Origin of the sequence: Peribacillus sp. FSL K6-5616 (genome assembly GCF_038008245.1) — a bacterium.
Taxonomy (GTDB): Bacteria; Bacillota; Bacilli; order Bacillales; family DSM-1321; genus Peribacillus; species Peribacillus frigoritolerans.
On sequence record NZ_JBBOYT010000001.1, the window covers coordinates 1,260,371 to 1,277,891 of the forward strand.

At 42.1% G+C, this 17,521-nt stretch carries 15 protein-coding genes; all 15 read left to right on the forward strand.

Going from position 1 to position 17,521, the window contains the following annotated elements; genetic code table 11:
* Positions 1-59: 59 nt before the first annotated feature.
* The 15 genes from MHB45_RS06120 to MHB45_RS06190 all read left to right on the forward strand — a co-directional run bounded on the left by MHB45_RS06120 (position 60) and on the right by MHB45_RS06190 (position 17,378).
* Positions 60-4,382, forward strand: coding sequence for a PolC-type DNA polymerase III (locus MHB45_RS06120; RefSeq protein ID WP_048684767.1), 4,323 nt, complete (start codon positions 60-62; stop codon positions 4,380-4,382).
* A gap of 192 nt (positions 4,383-4,574) precedes the next feature.
* Entirely contained in the window at positions 4,575-5,048 is a 474-nt protein-coding gene (gene rimP / locus MHB45_RS06125) for a ribosome maturation factor RimP (protein ID WP_048684765.1), read from the forward strand.
* A gap of 43 nt (positions 5,049-5,091) precedes the next feature.
* Positions 5,092-6,222, forward strand: coding sequence for a transcription termination factor NusA (gene nusA / locus MHB45_RS06130; protein ID WP_048684764.1), 1,131 nt, complete (start codon positions 5,092-5,094; stop codon positions 6,220-6,222).
* 16 nt (positions 6,223-6,238) lie between these two features.
* On the forward strand, positions 6,239-6,514 hold the full coding sequence (rnpM, locus tag MHB45_RS06135; protein ID WP_034313617.1) for an RNase P modulator RnpM: 276 nt from the start codon (positions 6,239-6,241) through the stop codon (positions 6,512-6,514).
* A gap of 4 nt (positions 6,515-6,518) precedes the next feature.
* Positions 6,519-6,824, forward strand: coding sequence for a YlxQ family RNA-binding protein (locus MHB45_RS06140; protein WP_034313614.1), 306 nt, complete (start codon positions 6,519-6,521; stop codon positions 6,822-6,824).
* A 19-nt stretch (positions 6,825-6,843) separates the two neighbouring features.
* Positions 6,844-8,997, forward strand: a complete 2,154-nt coding sequence (gene infB / locus MHB45_RS06145; protein ID WP_048684762.1) for a translation initiation factor IF-2 — start codon at positions 6,844-6,846, stop codon at positions 8,995-8,997.
* Positions 8,994-9,275, forward strand: coding sequence for a DUF503 domain-containing protein (locus MHB45_RS06150; RefSeq protein ID WP_034313609.1), 282 nt, complete (start codon positions 8,994-8,996; stop codon positions 9,273-9,275). Before infB ends, MHB45_RS06150 begins: the two co-directional genes overlap by 4 nt.
* A gap of 17 nt (positions 9,276-9,292) precedes the next feature.
* Positions 9,293-9,661 carry a 30S ribosome-binding factor RbfA gene (gene rbfA, locus MHB45_RS06155; RefSeq protein ID WP_034313607.1) on the forward strand — a complete coding sequence of 123 codons (369 nt, stop codon included), beginning with the start codon at positions 9,293-9,295 and terminating at the stop codon, positions 9,659-9,661.
* 152 nt (positions 9,662-9,813) lie between these two features.
* Positions 9,814-10,734 carry a tRNA pseudouridine(55) synthase TruB gene (gene truB / locus MHB45_RS06160; protein ID WP_048684760.1) on the forward strand — a complete coding sequence of 307 codons (921 nt, stop codon included), beginning with the start codon at positions 9,814-9,816 and terminating at the stop codon, positions 10,732-10,734.
* A gap of 33 nt (positions 10,735-10,767) precedes the next feature.
* Complete coding sequence (ribF, locus tag MHB45_RS06165; protein WP_072272735.1) at positions 10,768-11,718, forward strand: bifunctional riboflavin kinase/FAD synthetase; 951 nt, start codon at positions 10,768-10,770, stop codon at positions 11,716-11,718.
* A gap of 135 nt (positions 11,719-11,853) precedes the next feature.
* A complete protein-coding gene (gene rpsO / locus MHB45_RS06170; protein WP_034313598.1) occupies positions 11,854-12,123 on the forward strand; it encodes a 30S ribosomal protein S15 in 270 nt (89 codons plus the stop codon).
* 319 nt (positions 12,124-12,442) lie between these two features.
* A complete protein-coding gene (pnp, locus tag MHB45_RS06175) occupies positions 12,443-14,560 on the forward strand; it encodes a polyribonucleotide nucleotidyltransferase (protein WP_034313594.1) in 2,118 nt (705 codons plus the stop codon).
* A 157-nt stretch (positions 14,561-14,717) separates the two neighbouring features.
* A complete protein-coding gene (locus tag MHB45_RS06180; protein ID WP_048684756.1) occupies positions 14,718-15,677 on the forward strand; it encodes a polysaccharide deacetylase family protein in 960 nt (319 codons plus the stop codon).
* Between the two features lie 46 nt (positions 15,678-15,723).
* On the forward strand, positions 15,724-16,950 hold the full coding sequence (locus MHB45_RS06185; protein ID WP_034313588.1) for a M16 family metallopeptidase: 1,227 nt from the start codon (positions 15,724-15,726) through the stop codon (positions 16,948-16,950).
* A 158-nt stretch (positions 16,951-17,108) separates the two neighbouring features.
* On the forward strand, positions 17,109-17,378 hold the full coding sequence (locus tag MHB45_RS06190) for a YlmC/YmxH family sporulation protein (RefSeq protein WP_048684753.1): 270 nt from the start codon (positions 17,109-17,111) through the stop codon (positions 17,376-17,378).
* Positions 17,379-17,521 lie beyond the last annotated feature (143 nt).

Below are 17,521 nucleotides of genomic sequence, written 5' to 3' on the forward strand. Positions count from 1 at the left end.
TCAAAAAGAAAATGATAGTGAATAATATCTAAAGAGATAGTAGATAGGGGAGAGAGGGAATGGATCAAAATCCAAATAGCGGTAGAGAGAGATTTCAACTCTTGCTCCAGCAAATGGACTTGACCGAGGATGCCTTTGTAAATTATTTCATAGGTGCCGAAATTGATAAACTCTCAATCGAGAGGGAGTCCAAAACATGGCATTTTGCCTTTAATATACCTGCATTGATTCCTTGCAGTGTTCATACAAGACTTGCTACTCATCTAGCAAGTACGTTTTCCCATATTGCAAAGGTCACATTCAACTTGAATGTGGCCAATCCGCAAGTGACCGAACAATTGGTAAAAGAGTATTGGAAAAACTGCATTGGCGAGCTTGAAGGCATGTCTCCAGCACTGTTATCGCTCCTGAATGAACAAGTGCCAACGGTAAATGGATATAAGCTTATCGTAAGCGCCCGAAATGATACGGAAGCTGGTCAGCTGAAACGAAAATACTCCGGCATCATTTCGAATATCTACCAAACATTCGGTTTTCCTCCGTTGACACTTGAAGCGGAAGTGAAGGAAACGGTGTCGAATCCTGATTACCAAAAGTTTTTGGAAGAGAAACAAAAGGAAGACGCGGAAAAAGGACTTGCTGCGCTAGTGGAAATGCAGAAGAAAGAATCGGAAAAAGGCGGCGACGATGGCGTCTACGAAGGACCGGTTAAAATTGGCTATACGATTAAAGAAGATGCGGATTTCCGCAGAATCGAACAAATTATCGATGAAGAGCGCAGGATTGCTATCGAAGGATTCGTATTTGATGCAGAAGTGCGTGAGTTGCGAAGCGGACGAAGCCTGCTAACATTTAAAGTCACGGATTATACGAGCTCGATATTGGTCAAAATGTTTTCACGTGATAAAGAAGATGCTGCCATACTTGCCCGAGTGAAAAAAGGGATGTGGGTACGTGCCCAAGGAAGCATCCAAAATGATACATTCGTACGTGACCTTGTAATGATCGCAAATGATATAAATGAAATTTCTAAACAAGGACGGCAGGATAAGGCCCCAGAAGGAGAAAAGCGTGTAGAACTGCATATGCATACCCCAATGAGCTCGATGGATGCAGTGACACCTACTTCAGCGCTTGTTGCCCAGGCTGCAAAGTGGGGGCATAAGGCTGTTGCCATTACAGATCATGCGGGAGCACAATCATTCCCTGAAGCTTATAGTGCCGGGAAAAAGAATGGTATCAAAATCCTTTATGGCGTCGAAGTGAATCTTGTAAATGATGGTGTACCCATCGTTTATAATGAGGCCCATATCGCTTTGGCAGATGCCACCTATGTTGTGTTTGACGTAGAGACGACGGGTCTGTCAGCCGTTTATGATACGATCATTGAATTTGCTGCAGTGAAAATCCGTGACGGTGACATCATTGATCGATTCGAGTCATTTGCTAATCCGCATCACCCACTATCCAATACGACGATAGAATTGACTGGAATCACTGATGATCTTGTAGAAAATGCTCCAGAAGTCTCGGAAGTGCTGGAAAAGTTCAAGGACTGGGCGGGCGATGCGATTCTGGTTGCCCACAACGCGGCCTTCGATATGGGGTTTTTGAATATAGGTTATAAAAACTTGGGTTATCCTAAAGCTTCCAATCCAGTGCTTGATACATTGGAACTTGCCCGTTTCTTATATCCGGAGTTTAAAAATCACCGGTTAAATACATTATGTAAAAAGTTCGATATTGATTTGACCCAGCATCATAGGGCCATTTATGACGCCGAAGCAACAGGTTACCTTATGCTGAAGATGCTGAAGGATGCAATGGAAAAGGAGATTACCCATCATGATCAACTTAATGACAATATGGGTAAAGGAAATGCTTACCAGCGTTCCCGGCCGTCCCATTGTACGTTGATCGCGCAAACACAGGCTGGCTTAAAAAACCTTTTTAAATTAATTTCAATATCACACATCGATTATTTCTATCGTGTGCCTCGATTACCGCGCTCACAACTTAAAAAGTATCGTGAAGGAATCCTGGTCGGATCGGGATGTGATAAAGGGGAAGTTTTTGAAGGGATGATGCAGAAGGGTTTTGAGGAAGTCGTCGATATCGCCGAATTCTACGATTATCTTGAAATCCATCCGAAGGAAGTGTATCAGCATTTGATTGAGCTTGAATATGTACGGGATGATAAATCATTAGAAACGATCATCTCCAATATCGTCAAGCTTGGTGAAAAGCTGGACAAGCCAGTCGTAGCCACGGGAAATGTGCATTATTTGGATCCGAATGATAAAATTTACCGTAAAATCCTTGTGAATTCACAAGGCGGCGCAAATCCGCTGAATCGTCATAAGCTTCCTGACGTACATTTTCGGACAACAGATGAAATGCTGCGGGAATTCTCCTTCCTCGGCTCCGAGAAAGCCAAAGAGGTCGTGGTAACCAACACGAATAAAATCGCTGATATGATTGAAGAAATCAAGCCAATCAAGGATGAATTATACACACCTAAAATTGAAGGTGCAGATGAAGAGATGCGTGAAATGAGTTATGGCATGGCAAGGAAGATTTATGGAGAAAACCTGCCGGAAATCGTGGAAGCCCGTCTTGAGAAAGAATTGAAAAGCATCATCGGCCACGGTTTTGCCGTTATTTATTTAATTTCCCACAAGCTTGTTAAAAAATCATTGAATGATGGTTATCTAGTTGGCTCAAGGGGATCGGTTGGATCATCTTTCGTTGCCACCATGACTGAAATTACAGAGGTGAACCCTCTTCCGCCGCATTATGTATGTCCTGAGTGCAAGAAATCCGAATTCTTCAATGACGGTTCTGTAGGTTCCGGGTTTGACCTGCCCGATAAAGACTGTCCCGATTGTAACATCGCTTATACAAAAGACGGGCATGATATCCCGTTTGAAACTTTCCTTGGATTTAAAGGGGATAAGGTTCCGGATATCGACTTGAACTTCTCCGGTGAATATCAGCCGAAGGCCCATAACTATACGAAGGTCTTATTCGGTGAAGAATATGTATATCGTGCCGGAACGATTGGTACGGTTGCTGAAAAAACGGCTTATGGATATGTAAAAGGGTATTCCTCTGATAATAACATCCATATGCGCGGAGCCGAGACCGATCGCCTTGTTGCCGGTTGTACTGGTGTGAAAAGGACGACTGGACAGCACCCGGGCGGAATCATCGTCGTTCCGGATTATATGGATATCTATGATTTCACACCAATTCAGTTCCCTGCGGATGACCGGAATTCAGAGTGGAAAACAACTCACTTTGATTTCCATTCCATTCACGATAATATTTTGAAACTTGATATACTTGGACACGATGATCCGACTGTAATCCGGATGCTTCAAGATTTAAGTGGCATTGATCCAAAGACCGTTCCTACCGATGATCCGGAAGTAATGAAAATATTCAGCAGTACTGAATCTTTAGGGGTTACCGAAGAACAGATCATGTGTAAAACGGGTACGCTAGGCATCCCGGAATTTGGTACGCGTTTTGTCCGGCAGATGCTTGAAGATACGAAACCTACTACTTTTTCCGAGCTTGTTCAGATTTCAGGCCTTTCCCACGGTACGGATGTATGGCTGAGCAATGCACAGGAACTGATCCACAACCGGATCTGTACACTAAGTGAGGTTATTGGCTGCCGGGATGATATTATGGTCTATCTGATCTATCAAGGTCTCGATCCTTCCCTGGCGTTTAAAATCATGGAATCTGTACGTAAAGGGAAAGGGCTCTCGGAGGAATTCGAAGAGGAAATGAGGAAAAATGAGGTGCCGGAATGGTATATCGATTCATGTAAGAAGATTAAATACATGTTCCCGAAAGCCCATGCTGCAGCTTACGTCTTAATGGCTGTCCGGATTGCCTATTTTAAAGTGCATCTGCCCTTATTATATTATGCGGCCTATTTCACAGTACGTGCCGATGATTTTGAAATCGACGCCATGACACGGGGATCGCAAGCGATCAAAGCAAAAATGGAAGAAATCATGGTTAAGGGATTGGATGCATCCACAAAGGAAAAGAATACATTGACGGTTCTTGAACTAGCTTTGGAAATGTGTGAACGAGGATATTCATTCGCTAAAGTGGACTTGTACAAATCCAGTGCAGATCAATTCCTGATTGAAGGAAATACTTTGATTCCGCCTTTCAATTCGATTCCAGGTCTTGGAACGAATGCGGCGATCAATATCGTCAACGCGCGGGGAAATGGTGAATTCCTTTCCAAAGAAGACCTTCAACAGCGGGGTAAGGTTTCGAAGACCATCCTTGAATACCTTGATAAACAAGGCTGCCTGGAGTCATTGCCTGAACAAAATCAGTTATCTTTATTTTAAAGAGGAAACGGATTTCAAAAAGGAAGAAACAGACATGATATTTGCATAAATATCTTGATTATGGTATATTTTTATTGGAAATACTAAGAGGAACCAATGGCAAGAGTGGGGAAACCCACTCTTTCGTGTTGTAATGACCATTTATTTTGAATCCGAAACCAAGCGCATACAACGCACGTATGGAGGAAACAAATGAGTAAAAAGGTAACGGAAGTCGTAGAGGAATTAGCATTACCAATTCTAGAAGAATTGCAGCTTGAATTAGTCGAAGTGGAGTATGTGAAGGAAGGTAAAAGCTGGTTCCTTCGAGTGTACATTGATAAAGAAACAGGCGTAGATATTGATGATTGCGGAAATGTGAGTGAAAAACTCAGTGAAAAGCTTGATGAGGTTGATCCGATTCCACAAAATTATTTTCTCGAAGTTTCATCACCCGGAGCTGAAAGGCCTCTGAAAAAAGAGAAGGATTTCCTTAATGCTATCGGTAAAAATGTTTACATAAAAACATACGAGCCCATTTTAGATGAAAAAGAATTCGAAGGAATCTTAACCAGTTTCGATGGTGAAGAAGTGACACTCGAAGTCAGAATCAAGACAAGAAAGAAAACGATCGTCATACCATTCGAAAAGGTAGCCAAAGCAAGATTGGCGATTACCTTCGCTTAAGTCAAGCAAATCATTAATTTAAATATCCGTAAGGGGGATCACCATGGGCAATGAGTTATTGGATGCTCTCTATATTTTAGAAAACGAAAAAGGAATTTCCAGGGAGGTTTTGATCGACGCGATTGAATCTGCCCTTATATCGGCATATCGCCGTAACTTTAACCAAGCACAAAATGTACGTATCGACTTGAATCTTGGTAAAGGAACAATGCGTGTATTTGCCAGAAAAGACGTTGTTGACGAAGTGTTCGATTCGCGTCTGGAAATTTCTGTTGAAGAAGCAAGAGCAATTGATCCCAACTATCAGTTAGAGGATGTTGTCGAAATGGAAGTAACACCTAAGGATTTCGGCCGTATTGCTGCACAAACAGCAAAACAAGTCGTCACTCAAAGGGTGCGTGAAGCGGAACGGGGCATCATTTATGCCGAATTCATCGATCGTGAAGAGGATATCATGACTGGTATCGTTCAACGCCAGGATTCCCGATTCATTTATGTGAGCTTAGGTAAAATCGAGGCTTTGCTCCCGGTGAATGAGCAAATGCCGAATGAACAATATAAACCGCATGACCGCATTAAAGTTTTCATCACTAAAGTTGAAAAGACTTCCAAGGGTCCGCAAATTTTTGTATCCCGTTCACATCCTGGCCTTTTAAAACGTTTATTCGAAATCGAAGTGCCTGAAATTTTCGATGGGACAGTCGAGATCAAGTCAGTTGCCCGCGAAGCAGGCGACCGTTCAAAAATCTCCGTGCACTCCGATAACGAAGAAGTCGATCCTGTCGGTTCCTGTGTAGGCCAAAAAGGCCAGCGTGTTCAGGCGATCGTCAACGAATTGAAAGGTGAAAAGATCGATATCGTCAAATGGTCGGAGAACCCGGTCATTTTCGTTGCGAATGCTTTAAGCCCTTCAAAAGTACTTGAGGTCATTGTTAAAGAAGAGGAAAAGGCGACGACTGTAATCGTTCCGGATTATCAACTCTCCCTGGCAATTGGTAAGCGTGGACAAAATGCCCGTTTAGCTGCCAAGCTTACAGGCTGGAAAATTGATATCAAGAGTGAAACGGAAGCCCGCGAAGCTGGCATATATCCTGTGGAAGAACAGGAATTCCTTTTGAGCAGAGATAGTTATGTTACTGAAGAGGAAACAGATTTCGAAGAGGATAACGAGTAATTCGAGGTGAAAAAAGATGAATAACCGAAAAAAAATCCCGATGCGTAAATGTGTGGCAACAGGCGAAATGAAGCCGAAGAAAGAACTCATTCGCATCGTTCGATCTAAAGAAGGGGAAGTCAGCCTGGATCCGACCGGTAAGAAATCTGGAAGGGGAGCTTATTTGACTCTTGATCGGGATGTTATCGAGCTGGCCAAAAAGAAAAATGTGCTGGCTAATCACCTTAGTACCCAAATCGATTCTTCCCTTTATGAACAATTGCTCGAATTAGTGAATAAGGAGAAAAACTAACACCATGACCCAACAACAACAATGGATGTCTCTATTAGGTTTGGCCAATCGAGCACGCAAGCTAATTTCGGGTGAAGAATTAGTGGTTAAAGAGATTAGAAGCGGTAATGCCAAAGTTGTTATTTTATCCGCGGACGCTTCAAAAAACACTGAAAAAAAAATATCTGATAAGTGCGCATTTTATCAGGTTCCTTTAAAAAGAGTCGAAAGCAGGTCATTGCTCGGCCATGCGATAGGTAAGGATGCTAGAGTTGCCGTCGCAGTTCTGGATGAAGGTTTTGCACAAAAACTCCGAACGCTGCTCGATTAAATTTTACGGGGGTGAACGTATGACAAAATTGCGTGTATATGAATATGCAAAACAAAAGAACGTTTCAAGCAAGGATGTAATAAATAAACTTAAAGAAATGAATATAGAGGTAACAAACCATATGACAGCATTAGACGATTCAACTGTAAATAAATTAAACGATTCAATCAAACCTAAAAATGAAGATAAAAGCCAAGAGCCAAAAGCTAACGCTACGGTTGCGAAGTACGAAGCCGAAGCGGATGAAAAGAGCACTGTCAATAAAGAAAAACTGAAGAAGAAACCACCAGTTAAACCTGTAGGGACGAAAAAACCAACTGGCGGCCAGTTCAACAAGGGTCGCAATAACAAGAATAAAAATAATAAACAAAGACAACAAGCGCCTCAGGCACCTGTTACAAAACGTAAAGAAAGAGAACTTCCAGAGAAAATTACGTTTTATGAGTCTTTGACGGTTATGGAACTTGGAAAAAAACTTCACCGTGAACCTTCTGAAATCATTAAAAAGCTCTTTATGCTTGGTGTTATGGCAACAATCAACCAAACTTTGGATAAAGATGCAATTGAATTGATTTGTGCGGAATACGGTGTAGTGGCCGAAGAAGAGATTCGTGTCGATCTAACAGACCTTGAATCACTTGTCACTGAGGATGCTTCTGAAGATTTGATTGAACGTCCGGCTGTCGTGACGATCATGGGTCACGTTGACCATGGTAAAACGACATTGCTTGATTCTATACGCCATACAAAAGTCACTGAAGGCGAAGCGGGCGGAATCACTCAGCATATCGGTGCTTATCAAGTTAAAGTTAACGATAAGAAAATCACATTCCTTGATACACCAGGTCATGCTGCGTTTACAACAATGCGTGCCCGCGGTGCACAAGTTACCGATATCACCATTCTTGTCGTCGCTGCGGATGATGGCGTTATGCCTCAAACGATTGAAGCGATCAACCATGCTAAAGCGGCAGAAGTTCCAATTATCGTCGCTGTCAATAAGATGGATAAAGAAGCTGCCAATCCGGACCGTGTCATGCAAGAATTGACGGAACATGGTTTAGTTTCTGAAGCATGGGGCGGAGACACAATTTTCGTACCAATTTCAGCTAAGAACGGTGAGGGTATCGATAGCTTGCTTGAAATGATTCTTCTTGTCAGTGAAGTCGAGGAGTATAAAGCGAATCCAGCTCGTAAAGCAAATGGAACGGTTATCGAAGCACGCCTGGATAAAGGGCGCGGATCGGTTGCCACATTGCTTGTTCAAAACGGAACGTTGAAAATCGGGGATCCGATTGTTATCGGTAATACATTCGGACGTGTTCGTGCGATGGTCAACGATCTTGGACGCCGTGTTAAGGATGCAGGTCCTTCAACACCGGTTGAAATCACTGGATTGAACGAAGTGCCGCAAGCCGGCGATCGTTTCATCGTCTTTGAAGATGAGAAAACGGCCCGTCAAGTTGGGGAAGTGCGTGCACAGAGACAACTTGCTTCACAACGTAATGAGAAATCCCGTGTAACCCTAGATACTTTGTTCGAACAAATGAAAGAAGGGGAAATTAAAGAATTGAACATCATTCTAAAAGCTGATGTTCAAGGTTCTGCGGAAGCAGTAGCCGCTTCCCTGAATAAAATTGAGGTGGAAGGCGCTAAAGTGAAAATCATTCACATAGGCGTTGGTGCCATTACAGAGTCTGACATCATCCTTGCTACAGCTTCGAATGCAATCGTCATCGGATTTAACGTTCGTCCTGACGTGAATGCGAAGCGTGCAGCTGAATCAGAAAATGTTGATGTCCGCCTACACCGCATCATCTATAAAGCGATCGAAGAGATCGAGTCGGCTATGAAAGGGATGCTTGACCCTGAATTCGAAGAAAAAATTATCGGTCAGGCTGAGGTTCGTACGACTTTCAAGGTATCCAAGGTAGGCACGATTGCCGGTTCTTACGTTACAGAAGGAAAAATTACACGTGATAGCGGAATTCGCTTAATTCGTGAAGGTGTCGTCATTTACGAAGGTGAAATTGATGCATTGAAACGTTTTAAAGATGATGTTAAAGAAGTGGCAACGAACTATGAGTGCGGTATTACGATTAAAAATTACAACGACCTTAAAGAAGGCGATGTAATTGAAGCGTATGTAATGGAAGAGATCGAACGTAAATGATCGTTGGCTCCGTCCAATGTGAATGCATCATCCATGACACCCATTCTTTAAAAGAAAAAAGGGCCGTGCTTCAGCGTGTCATGACACGGCTTAAGCAGAAGTTCAATATTTCTGTAGCAGAGACCGATTTTCAGGATTTATGGCAGCGGACAAAGATTTCAATCGTAACCGTAACATCCTCAAGGAAGGCTACTGAACGGGAACTTCAAAATGCCCTTAAATTTCTAGATTCTTTTCCGGAACTAGAGCGAACAATAACAGATATAGACTGGCTTTAGGCTATCGAGGTGATATTATGAGCCTTCGTTCAAATCGTGTTGGCGAACAAATGAAAAAAGAGCTGAGTGAAATTATCGGCCGAAAAATTAAAGATCCAAGAATCGGATTTGTTACAGTGACGGATGTCGCGGTTACAGGCGATTTACAACAGGCAACAGTTTATATTTCCGTTTTGGGTGACCAGGAACAAAGGGAGAAAACCCTGCAAGGTCTAGCTAAGGCAAAAGGATTCATGCGTTCAGAAATTGGGCAGCGAATCCGCCTGCGCAAAACCCCTGAGCTGTTTTTTGAATTTGATGAATCGGTCGATTATGGTAATCGTATCGAGTCGTTGATTTCCCAAATCAATTCAGAGGATAAACCGGCTGAAAAAGACGAGGAATAAGCAAGCAGTAAAAGGAGGCCGACTCAATAAGTGCTTTGCACTTCTTGAAGTCGGTCTCTTTTTTTTGAAACCGAATATAAAAAAAGGAAAAACACCTTTCTGGACGGGATTCATAATCGTTTAAGGTGTTTTATAAAAGATGAGGTGAAAGCGTGAACGGTATTCTTCCATTATGGAAACCCAAGGGATTGACATCCCATGATTGTGTTTTTAAATTAAGAAAAATTTTAAAGACAAAAAAGGTTGGGCACACAGGTACTTTAGATCCTGATGTAACAGGGGTTTTACCTATTTGTATTGGCAGGGCAACAAAGATAGCCGAATATCTGACAGAGGCCGGTAAAGCTTATGAAGGGGAAGTGACCCTTGGTTTTTCGACGACAACTGAAGACGCAAGCGGCGAAAAAGTCGAAGAGAAAAAGATTGATCAAGTGATTCAGCGTAAACGGATTCTGGAAGTGCTTGAATCATTGACAGGAAAAATAGAACAGACGCCGCCGATGTTTTCAGCGGTAAAGGTAAACGGGAAGAAATTATATGAATATGCCCGTGCAGGGATAGATGTGGAGAGGCCGACAAGGGAGGTCACCATCTATGATATTACCCTTCTCGATGATCGTTCTGAATTTAAAGGGAAAACCATATCTTTTCGTTTTCGAGTAAATTGCAGCAAAGGAACGTATATTCGGACACTTGCAGTCATGATGGGTGAAGAACTGGGTTTTCCTGCTCATATGTCAGACTTGACGCGTATTGAATCAGCAGGTTTTAAGCAGGAGGACTGTTTCACATTTTCTGAAGTGGAAGAGTTCATGGAAAATGGTCAAACGGATGAATTTCTGTTGCCTTTGGAGCGGGGATTATTTCATTTGCCCAAATTTCAGATTAGTGATAAAGTAGCAAAGAAAGTACTTAACGGCGCGGTATTGGAACAAACAAAGGATGTTGTTGTTGAAAAAGGAATGCCATTTGTGATGGTCGATCCAGCAGATAAGGCCATTGCCATTTATCAAATACATCCGACAAAAGAGGGATTAATTAAACCTGTAAAAGTATTGGCACAAGAATTATAGACCGTTTTACCGCCGGAAAGAGGAGATTGAAAGGTGAAAGTGATCGCAATAGAGCATCCTCATCAATTTAATACGGATGATTTTCCCGAGCTTGTAATGGCGCTTGGATTTTTTGATGGCATACATAAAGGCCATCAAATTGTCATTCAAACCGCCAAGCAACAAGCCGAAGAAATGAATCTTAAGTCAGCAGTCATGACATTTGACCCGCACCCTTCTGCAGTACTGGGTAGGAAAACGGAAAATATCCGCTATATCACTCCACTTGAAGATAAGGTGGATATCATAGAGTCGATGGGGATCGATTATTTATTCATTGTCCATTTCAGCAAGGAATTTGCTTCGGTACTGCCGGAACGGTTCGTTGACGAATACATTGCCGGGCTGAATGTCCGTTATGTAGTTGCAGGCTTTGATTATTCATACGGTCGCTATGGTCAAGGGTCGATGGAAGATTTGCCTGTTTACGCACAGGGCAGATTTTCGCAGACAGTCGTTGCAAAACAGACACTTGAAGATGAAAAGGTTAGCTCGACGAGAATCAGGGAAACTCTCGGTAATGGCAACTTTTCCGACTTTTATCATTTGGCTGGACGACGCTATTTAACGAAAGGTCATGTCGTTCACGGTGAAAAGCGGGGCAGGAAGTTGGGTTTCCCCACCGCTAATATTGAAGTAAGTGACGATTATATCTTCCCTGCTGCAGGCGTGTATGCCGTCAGGATCAAAATAAGCGGTAAATGGTATAATGGGGTTTGCAATGTCGGATACAAACCTACGTTCCACGAAGAAAAACCTAAATATCCCACTGTAGAGGTCCATGCCTTGGAGTTCTCGGGAGATATTTATGGCGACCAGGTTTCGGTTGAATGGCATACAAGACTTCGGAGTGAGCAGAAATTTTCCGGACTTGAAGCATTGGTCGCTCAGATCGAAACGGATAAGCAAAATGCAATAGCCTATTTTGCAAAGCTTGAAGCATAAAAGACAAGACTTGCAATTTTGATGAAAAACATGTATTCTATTGTATGTATGAAAATAACCATTGCTTGGCTAGTCGAGACTCCGACGCTGGCTCGGTAATAGGTGATTTTACAGAATTTTAGGAGGAATAATAACATGGCAATTACTCAAGTACGCAAAAACGAACTTATCGCAGAATTCAGAACTCACGATACTGACACTGGATCTCCAGAAGTTCAAATCGCAGTATTAACAGAAGAAATCAACAACTTGAACGATCACTTACGCACACACAAAAAAGACCACCATTCACGTCGCGGTCTTCTAAAAATGGTAGGTAAACGTCGTAATCTTTTAACTTACCTACGTAACAAAGACGTTACTCGTTACCGTACACTAATTAACAAATTAGGTCTACGTAGATAATTTTTTCAGGAAGGCGGGAAATTTCCCGCTTTTTTGGTGTTAATCAAATGATTTGGACGTGTTCTACTTAAGGCTGGGCCTTCGTCCTTGGGACTCGGCAGGAGCCGGGTCCTTTTCCATTTATAAATGATCAGGATATACATAATCAAATGAATAAAATTTTTATTCATTTTACTGTTAATGCTTGTTTTTTTCGTGCATAATAGGAATAGTTTGGTTTTAACTCGAGTTCAGTTACTTTCACATATAAATGATTTAATCCAATACAGGTTTAGGTAAACTAAGCCTCTAAGTGAAGATTCAGAGAGGGGTTTAATAAATGGGACAGGAAAAACATACGTATTCATTTGACTGGGCCGGCCGTAATGTAACGGTAGAGATAGGGCAATTAGCCAAACAAGCGAACGGGGCAGTTTTAGTCCGTTATGGAGAAACTGCTGTATTAAGTACTGCGACAGCTTCGAAGGAACCTAGAAATGTTGACTTCTTCCCTTTGACAGTCAACTATGAAGAAAGACTTTATGCAGTCGGTAAAATTCCGGGAGGCTTCATCAAACGAGAAGGACGACCGAGTGAAAGGGCAATTCTTGCAAGCCGTTTAATCGATCGTCCAATCCGTCCGCTTTTCGCCGATGGCTTCAGGAACGATGTTCAGATCATCAGCATGGTCATGAGTGTCGATCAAGATTGCTCTACGGAAATGGCAGCCATGCTAGGTTCTTCCCTTGCACTTTCAGTTTCCGATATTCCGTTCGAAGGTCCGATTGCTGGAGTTGTAGTGGGGAGAATCAATAATGAATTCATTATTAACCCTACTGTTGACCAACTAGCTAAAAGTGACATCAATCTGACGGTTGCCGGCACTAAAGATGCCATCAACATGGTTGAAGCCGGAGCGAATGAAGTACCAGAGGAAACGATGCTTGAAGCAATCATGTTCGGACATGATGAAATCAAGAAGATCATTGCATTCCAAGAGAAAATCGTTGCTGAAATCGGCAAGGAAAAAATGCAGGTCACTTTATACCAAGTGGATGCTGAACTGGAAGCAGAAGTGAAAGGCCTATGTGAAGCAGACTTGAACAAAGCTGTACAAGTTCAGGAAAAACATGCTCGTGAAGACGCGATCAAAGCAGTAAAAGATCGTGTGTTGGTTCATTATGAAGAAGAAACTGATGAAGAAAAATTAAAGCAAATTAAAGAAATCCTTAATAAATTGGTTAAATCCGAAGTCCGCCGTTTGATCACGGAAGAAAAAGTGCGCCCGGATGGCCGTAATCCTGACGAAATCAGACCATTATCATCTGAAGTCACAATCCTGCCCCGTACACATGGTTCCGGATTGTTCACACGCGGACAAACCCAAGCGCTATCCATCTGTACATTAGGTGCACTTGGTGATGTGCAGATTCTGGACGGACTTGGGACCGAAGAGTCAAAACGTTTTATGCATCACTATAATTTCCCGCATTTCAGTGTAGGTGAAACTGGTCCTATCCGTGGGGCAGGACGCCGTGAAATCGGTCACGGTGCACTTGGTGAAAGAGCATTGGAGCCTGTCATTCCTAACGATAAAGACTTCCCATATACAATCAGACTTGTATCTGAAGTCCTTGAATCGAACGGATCAACATCACAAGCAAGTATCTGTGCAAGCACTTTGGCAATGATGGATGCCGGAGTTCCATTGAAAGCTCCAGTTGCCGGTATAGCCATGGGCCTAGTCAAATCAGGTGAGCACTATACAATCTTAACGGATATTCAAGGTATGGAAGATCATCTGGGAGACATGGACTTTAAAGTCGCAGGGACTTCAAAAGGTGTTACTGCCCTACAAATGGATATTAAGATTGAAGGACTTTCAAGAGAGATTCTTGAAGAAGCTTTACTTCAAGCCAAACATGGCCGGATGCACATTTTGGAATCAATGATGTCAACGATCAATCAACCGCGTGAGCAGTTATCCAAATATGCTCCAAAAATCGTTACAATGTCCATAAATCCGGATAAGATCCGTGATGTCATTGGACCGAGCGGAAAACATATCAACAAAATCATTGAAGAAACTGGCGTGAAAATCGACATCGAACAAGATGGAACGGTATTCATATCTTCTACTGATGAACCAATGATTCAAAAAGCGAAGAAAATCATTGAAGATATCGTACGTGAAGTCGTAGTGGGCGAACTATACTTAGGTAAAGTTAAACGTATCGAAAAGTTCGGTGCCTTCGTTGAAATCTTCAATGGTAAAGACGGTTTGGTACATATTTCTGAACTGGCTGAAGAAAGAGTCGGAAAAGTGGAAGATGTCGTTTCACTTGGCGATGAATTATTGGTCAAAGTCACTGAGATCGATAAGCAAGGAAGGGTTAACCTTTCCCGTAAAGCAGTCTTGAAAGAGCAAAAAGAGGCAGCCAACCCTTCTCAATCGTAATGAAAAATATAAATCCGGCATGCGATTCCTTGTGAATCTGCATGCTTTTTTTGTTTAAAGGTATTGGAATATCCATGGGGAGAATGGCGTCAAAAGGATGTCATGTTCTACCTTGTCCGTTTTCTTCATACATTTTGGTATGAAGGGGGCGTAAAAAATGAATAATAAATGGAAGCAGATAGTTGCGATAAGTGCCATTGCAGGTATATCATGGTTATTAGTGCAAAATCCATATACACAAATTTATTTGACCCAATTAACCGATGATTCAGTTGCTTCTATGAAGCAAGAAGACGAGCTTCTTTTACAAATAAAAGAATCAACAAAAAAATATGAGATTGCACCACAGGATGCACGAATAGATTCTGTTTGGAAAACCGTTCCTGCATATAATGGCCTGAAGGTAAATATTGATGATTCGTATAAAGCCATGAAGAAGGAGGGCGTGTTCGATAAGAATAAGCTGGTATTTCAGCAGGTCCCTGCAAAGATACATATGGAGGATCTGGATCCGGCTCCCATTTACCGGGCCCATCCCGAAAAGCCAGTGGTATCATTTTTAATCAATGTGGCCTGGGGGAATGAATACCTACAAGATATGTTGGCCGTGTTAAAAAAGAATAATGTCAAGGCCACATTTTTCCTTGAAGGTAATTGGACCAAGAAAAATCCAGAATTGGCCAAGATGATTAAGGGTGGCGGACACGAAATTGGAAATCATTCTTATTCACATCCAGATATGAAAAACATATCCGCACAAGCTACACGTGAGGAAATTCGGAAAACGAATGAAGTCATTGAAGCTGTGACAGGTTTGAAAATGAAATGGTTCGCACCACCAAGTGGAAGCTACCGGGATGAAACGGTGAAAATCGCGGATTCTTTCGGTATGGAGACCGCCATGTGGAGTGTGGATACGATCGACTGGCAAAAGCCAAGCCCTGAAGTCCTTCAACAAAGAGTGCTTTCTAAGGTACACCCTGGAGCATTTATATTGATGCATCCGACTGAATCTACTGCAAAATCATTGGAAACGTTAATAATTGAAATAAAAAAGAAAGATTTAGATGTAGTTACCGTTTCGGAAGCTGTAGATGAAGAGCGATCGAATCCATAATGTATTGGTAACGATGGCAGCATAGAATGATTGGGAGGAATGTTAGTTGATTAAGAAATACACGTGTCAAAATGGAGTTAGAATTGTATTGGAAAATATTCCAACTGTACGTTCAGCGGCAATTGGAGTATGGATCAAAACAGGTTCAAGGAATGAAACGCCAGAATTGAATGGGGTTTCACATTTTCTGGAGCATATGTTCTTTAAAGGGACAACTAAGAGAAATGCGCGTGAAATTGCCGAATCGTTCGATAGTATCGGTGGACAGGTGAATGCATTCACTTCAAAAGAATATACATGCTATTATGCTAAAGTAATGGATAACCATGCAAGCTATGCGCTTGAAATCCTGGCTGATATGTTCTTCAACTCAACATTTGATGGGGAAGAATTGAAAAAAGAAAAAAATGTCGTCTATGAAGAAATCAAAATGTACGAAGACACACCAGATGACATTGTCCATGACCTCTTAAGCAAGGCGGTATATGAAAATCACCCCCTTGGTTATCCAATACTAGGGACGGAAAATACGCTTGAAACCTTCAATAGTGATACATTAAAAAAATACGTCCATGACATGTATACACCCGATAAGGTAGTCGTGTCCATTGCTGGGAATGTGGATGAAAAATTGATCAATGAAGTCGAAAGCTACTTTGGCTCGTATCAAGGAGGGGAAGAACGTCTTGAATTGGTCAAACCTTCCTTCCACGAAAATAGGATCACCCGTAAAAAAGATACGGAACAAGCCCACTTATGCCTTGGTTACAACGGATTGGAAATCGGCAATGATAAAACATACAGCCTGATTACCTTGAATAATATCCTTGGGGGAAGCATGAGCAGCCGTCTATTCCAGGACGTCAGGGAGCAACGCGGCCTTGCCTATTCCGTTTACTCTTATCATTCCAGCTATCAAGATAGCGGTATGGTGACAGTATATGGGGGGACAGGCACAAATCAGCTTGACAGCCTGTATGAAACCATTCAGGAAACATTGGATACTTTAAAAAGAGATGGCATTACGGAAAAGGAATTAAGGAATAGCAAAGAGCAACTTAAAGGAAGCTTGATGCTCAGCCTTGAAAGCACGAATAGCCGCATGAGCCGGAATGGGAAAAATGAGCTTATGTTGGGTGAGCACCGTTCCCTTGATGATATCATCATCAAGATTGACGAAGTGACTGAGGATACCGTCAATGAATTGGCAAATCAGATCTTTACGGAACATTCCTTGTCATTAGTGAGCCCGCTGGAAAATTGGGACAAATAATAACGAACAAGTCTGGACCATCCTTCATTGGGAGGTCAGGCTTTTTTTCTTTGAGTGCGGGAGGGTCCAGAGTTATGGACAATATTTGGTTAAATGCCTTCTAAGTTCACCTTTTTCGGATATAGATTGAATAGAAGACGAAAAAGGGGGAACCAAAATTGAGGTTGAGCGAACTGAGCGGTAAGGAAATAGTCGATGTGAATAGGGCGGAAAGATTAGGAATCCTTGGTCAGACGGATTTGGAAATAGATGAAACTGGACAAATTACCTCGTTGATCATTCCATCTGTCAAATGGTTCGGCCTTTTAAGGAATGGCAGTGAAATAAGAGTGCCATGGGAACATATAAAAAAAATCGGTGCGGATATGGTCATCATTGATTTTCAGGAAGGACTTTCACTTAAAGACGGAGAGCATATGGACGGATAATGACGCTCGCTTCATACTCCTTGGAACTTCTCGAAATACACTCTCGAAAACGCCTTAGCTGGCAATAGCTATGGCGTTTTTTCTTTTCTTATCACCGTTTTTTAAGTAAAAACATAAGATGGCAGGGTAACTAGAGAATGTAG

Excerpts from the sequence above, each read along its gene's own strand:
- rbfA (WP_034313607.1), top strand. The coding sequence starts at position 9,293 with ATGAGCCTTCGTTCAAATCGTGTTGGCGAACAAATGAAAAAAGAGCTG.
- rpsO (WP_034313598.1), top strand. The coding sequence starts at position 11,854 with ATGGCAATTACTCAAGTACGCAAAAACGAACTTATCGCAGAATTCAGA.
- pnp (WP_034313594.1), top strand. The coding sequence starts at position 12,443 with ATGGGACAGGAAAAACATACGTATTCATTTGACTGGGCCGGCCGTAAT.
- infB (WP_048684762.1), top strand. The coding sequence starts at position 6,844 with ATGACAAAATTGCGTGTATATGAATATGCAAAACAAAAGAACGTTTCA.
- MHB45_RS06120 (WP_048684767.1), top strand. The coding sequence starts at position 60 with ATGGATCAAAATCCAAATAGCGGTAGAGAGAGATTTCAACTCTTGCTC.
- nusA (WP_048684764.1), top strand. The coding sequence starts at position 5,092 with ATGGGCAATGAGTTATTGGATGCTCTCTATATTTTAGAAAACGAAAAA.
- rnpM (WP_034313617.1), top strand. The coding sequence starts at position 6,239 with ATGAATAACCGAAAAAAAATCCCGATGCGTAAATGTGTGGCAACAGGC.
- rimP (WP_048684765.1), top strand. The coding sequence starts at position 4,575 with ATGAGTAAAAAGGTAACGGAAGTCGTAGAGGAATTAGCATTACCAATT.
- MHB45_RS06180 (WP_048684756.1), top strand. The coding sequence starts at position 14,718 with ATGAATAATAAATGGAAGCAGATAGTTGCGATAAGTGCCATTGCAGGT.
- MHB45_RS06150 (WP_034313609.1), top strand. The coding sequence starts at position 8,994 with ATGATCGTTGGCTCCGTCCAATGTGAATGCATCATCCATGACACCCAT.
- MHB45_RS06140 (WP_034313614.1), top strand. The coding sequence starts at position 6,519 with ATGACCCAACAACAACAATGGATGTCTCTATTAGGTTTGGCCAATCGA.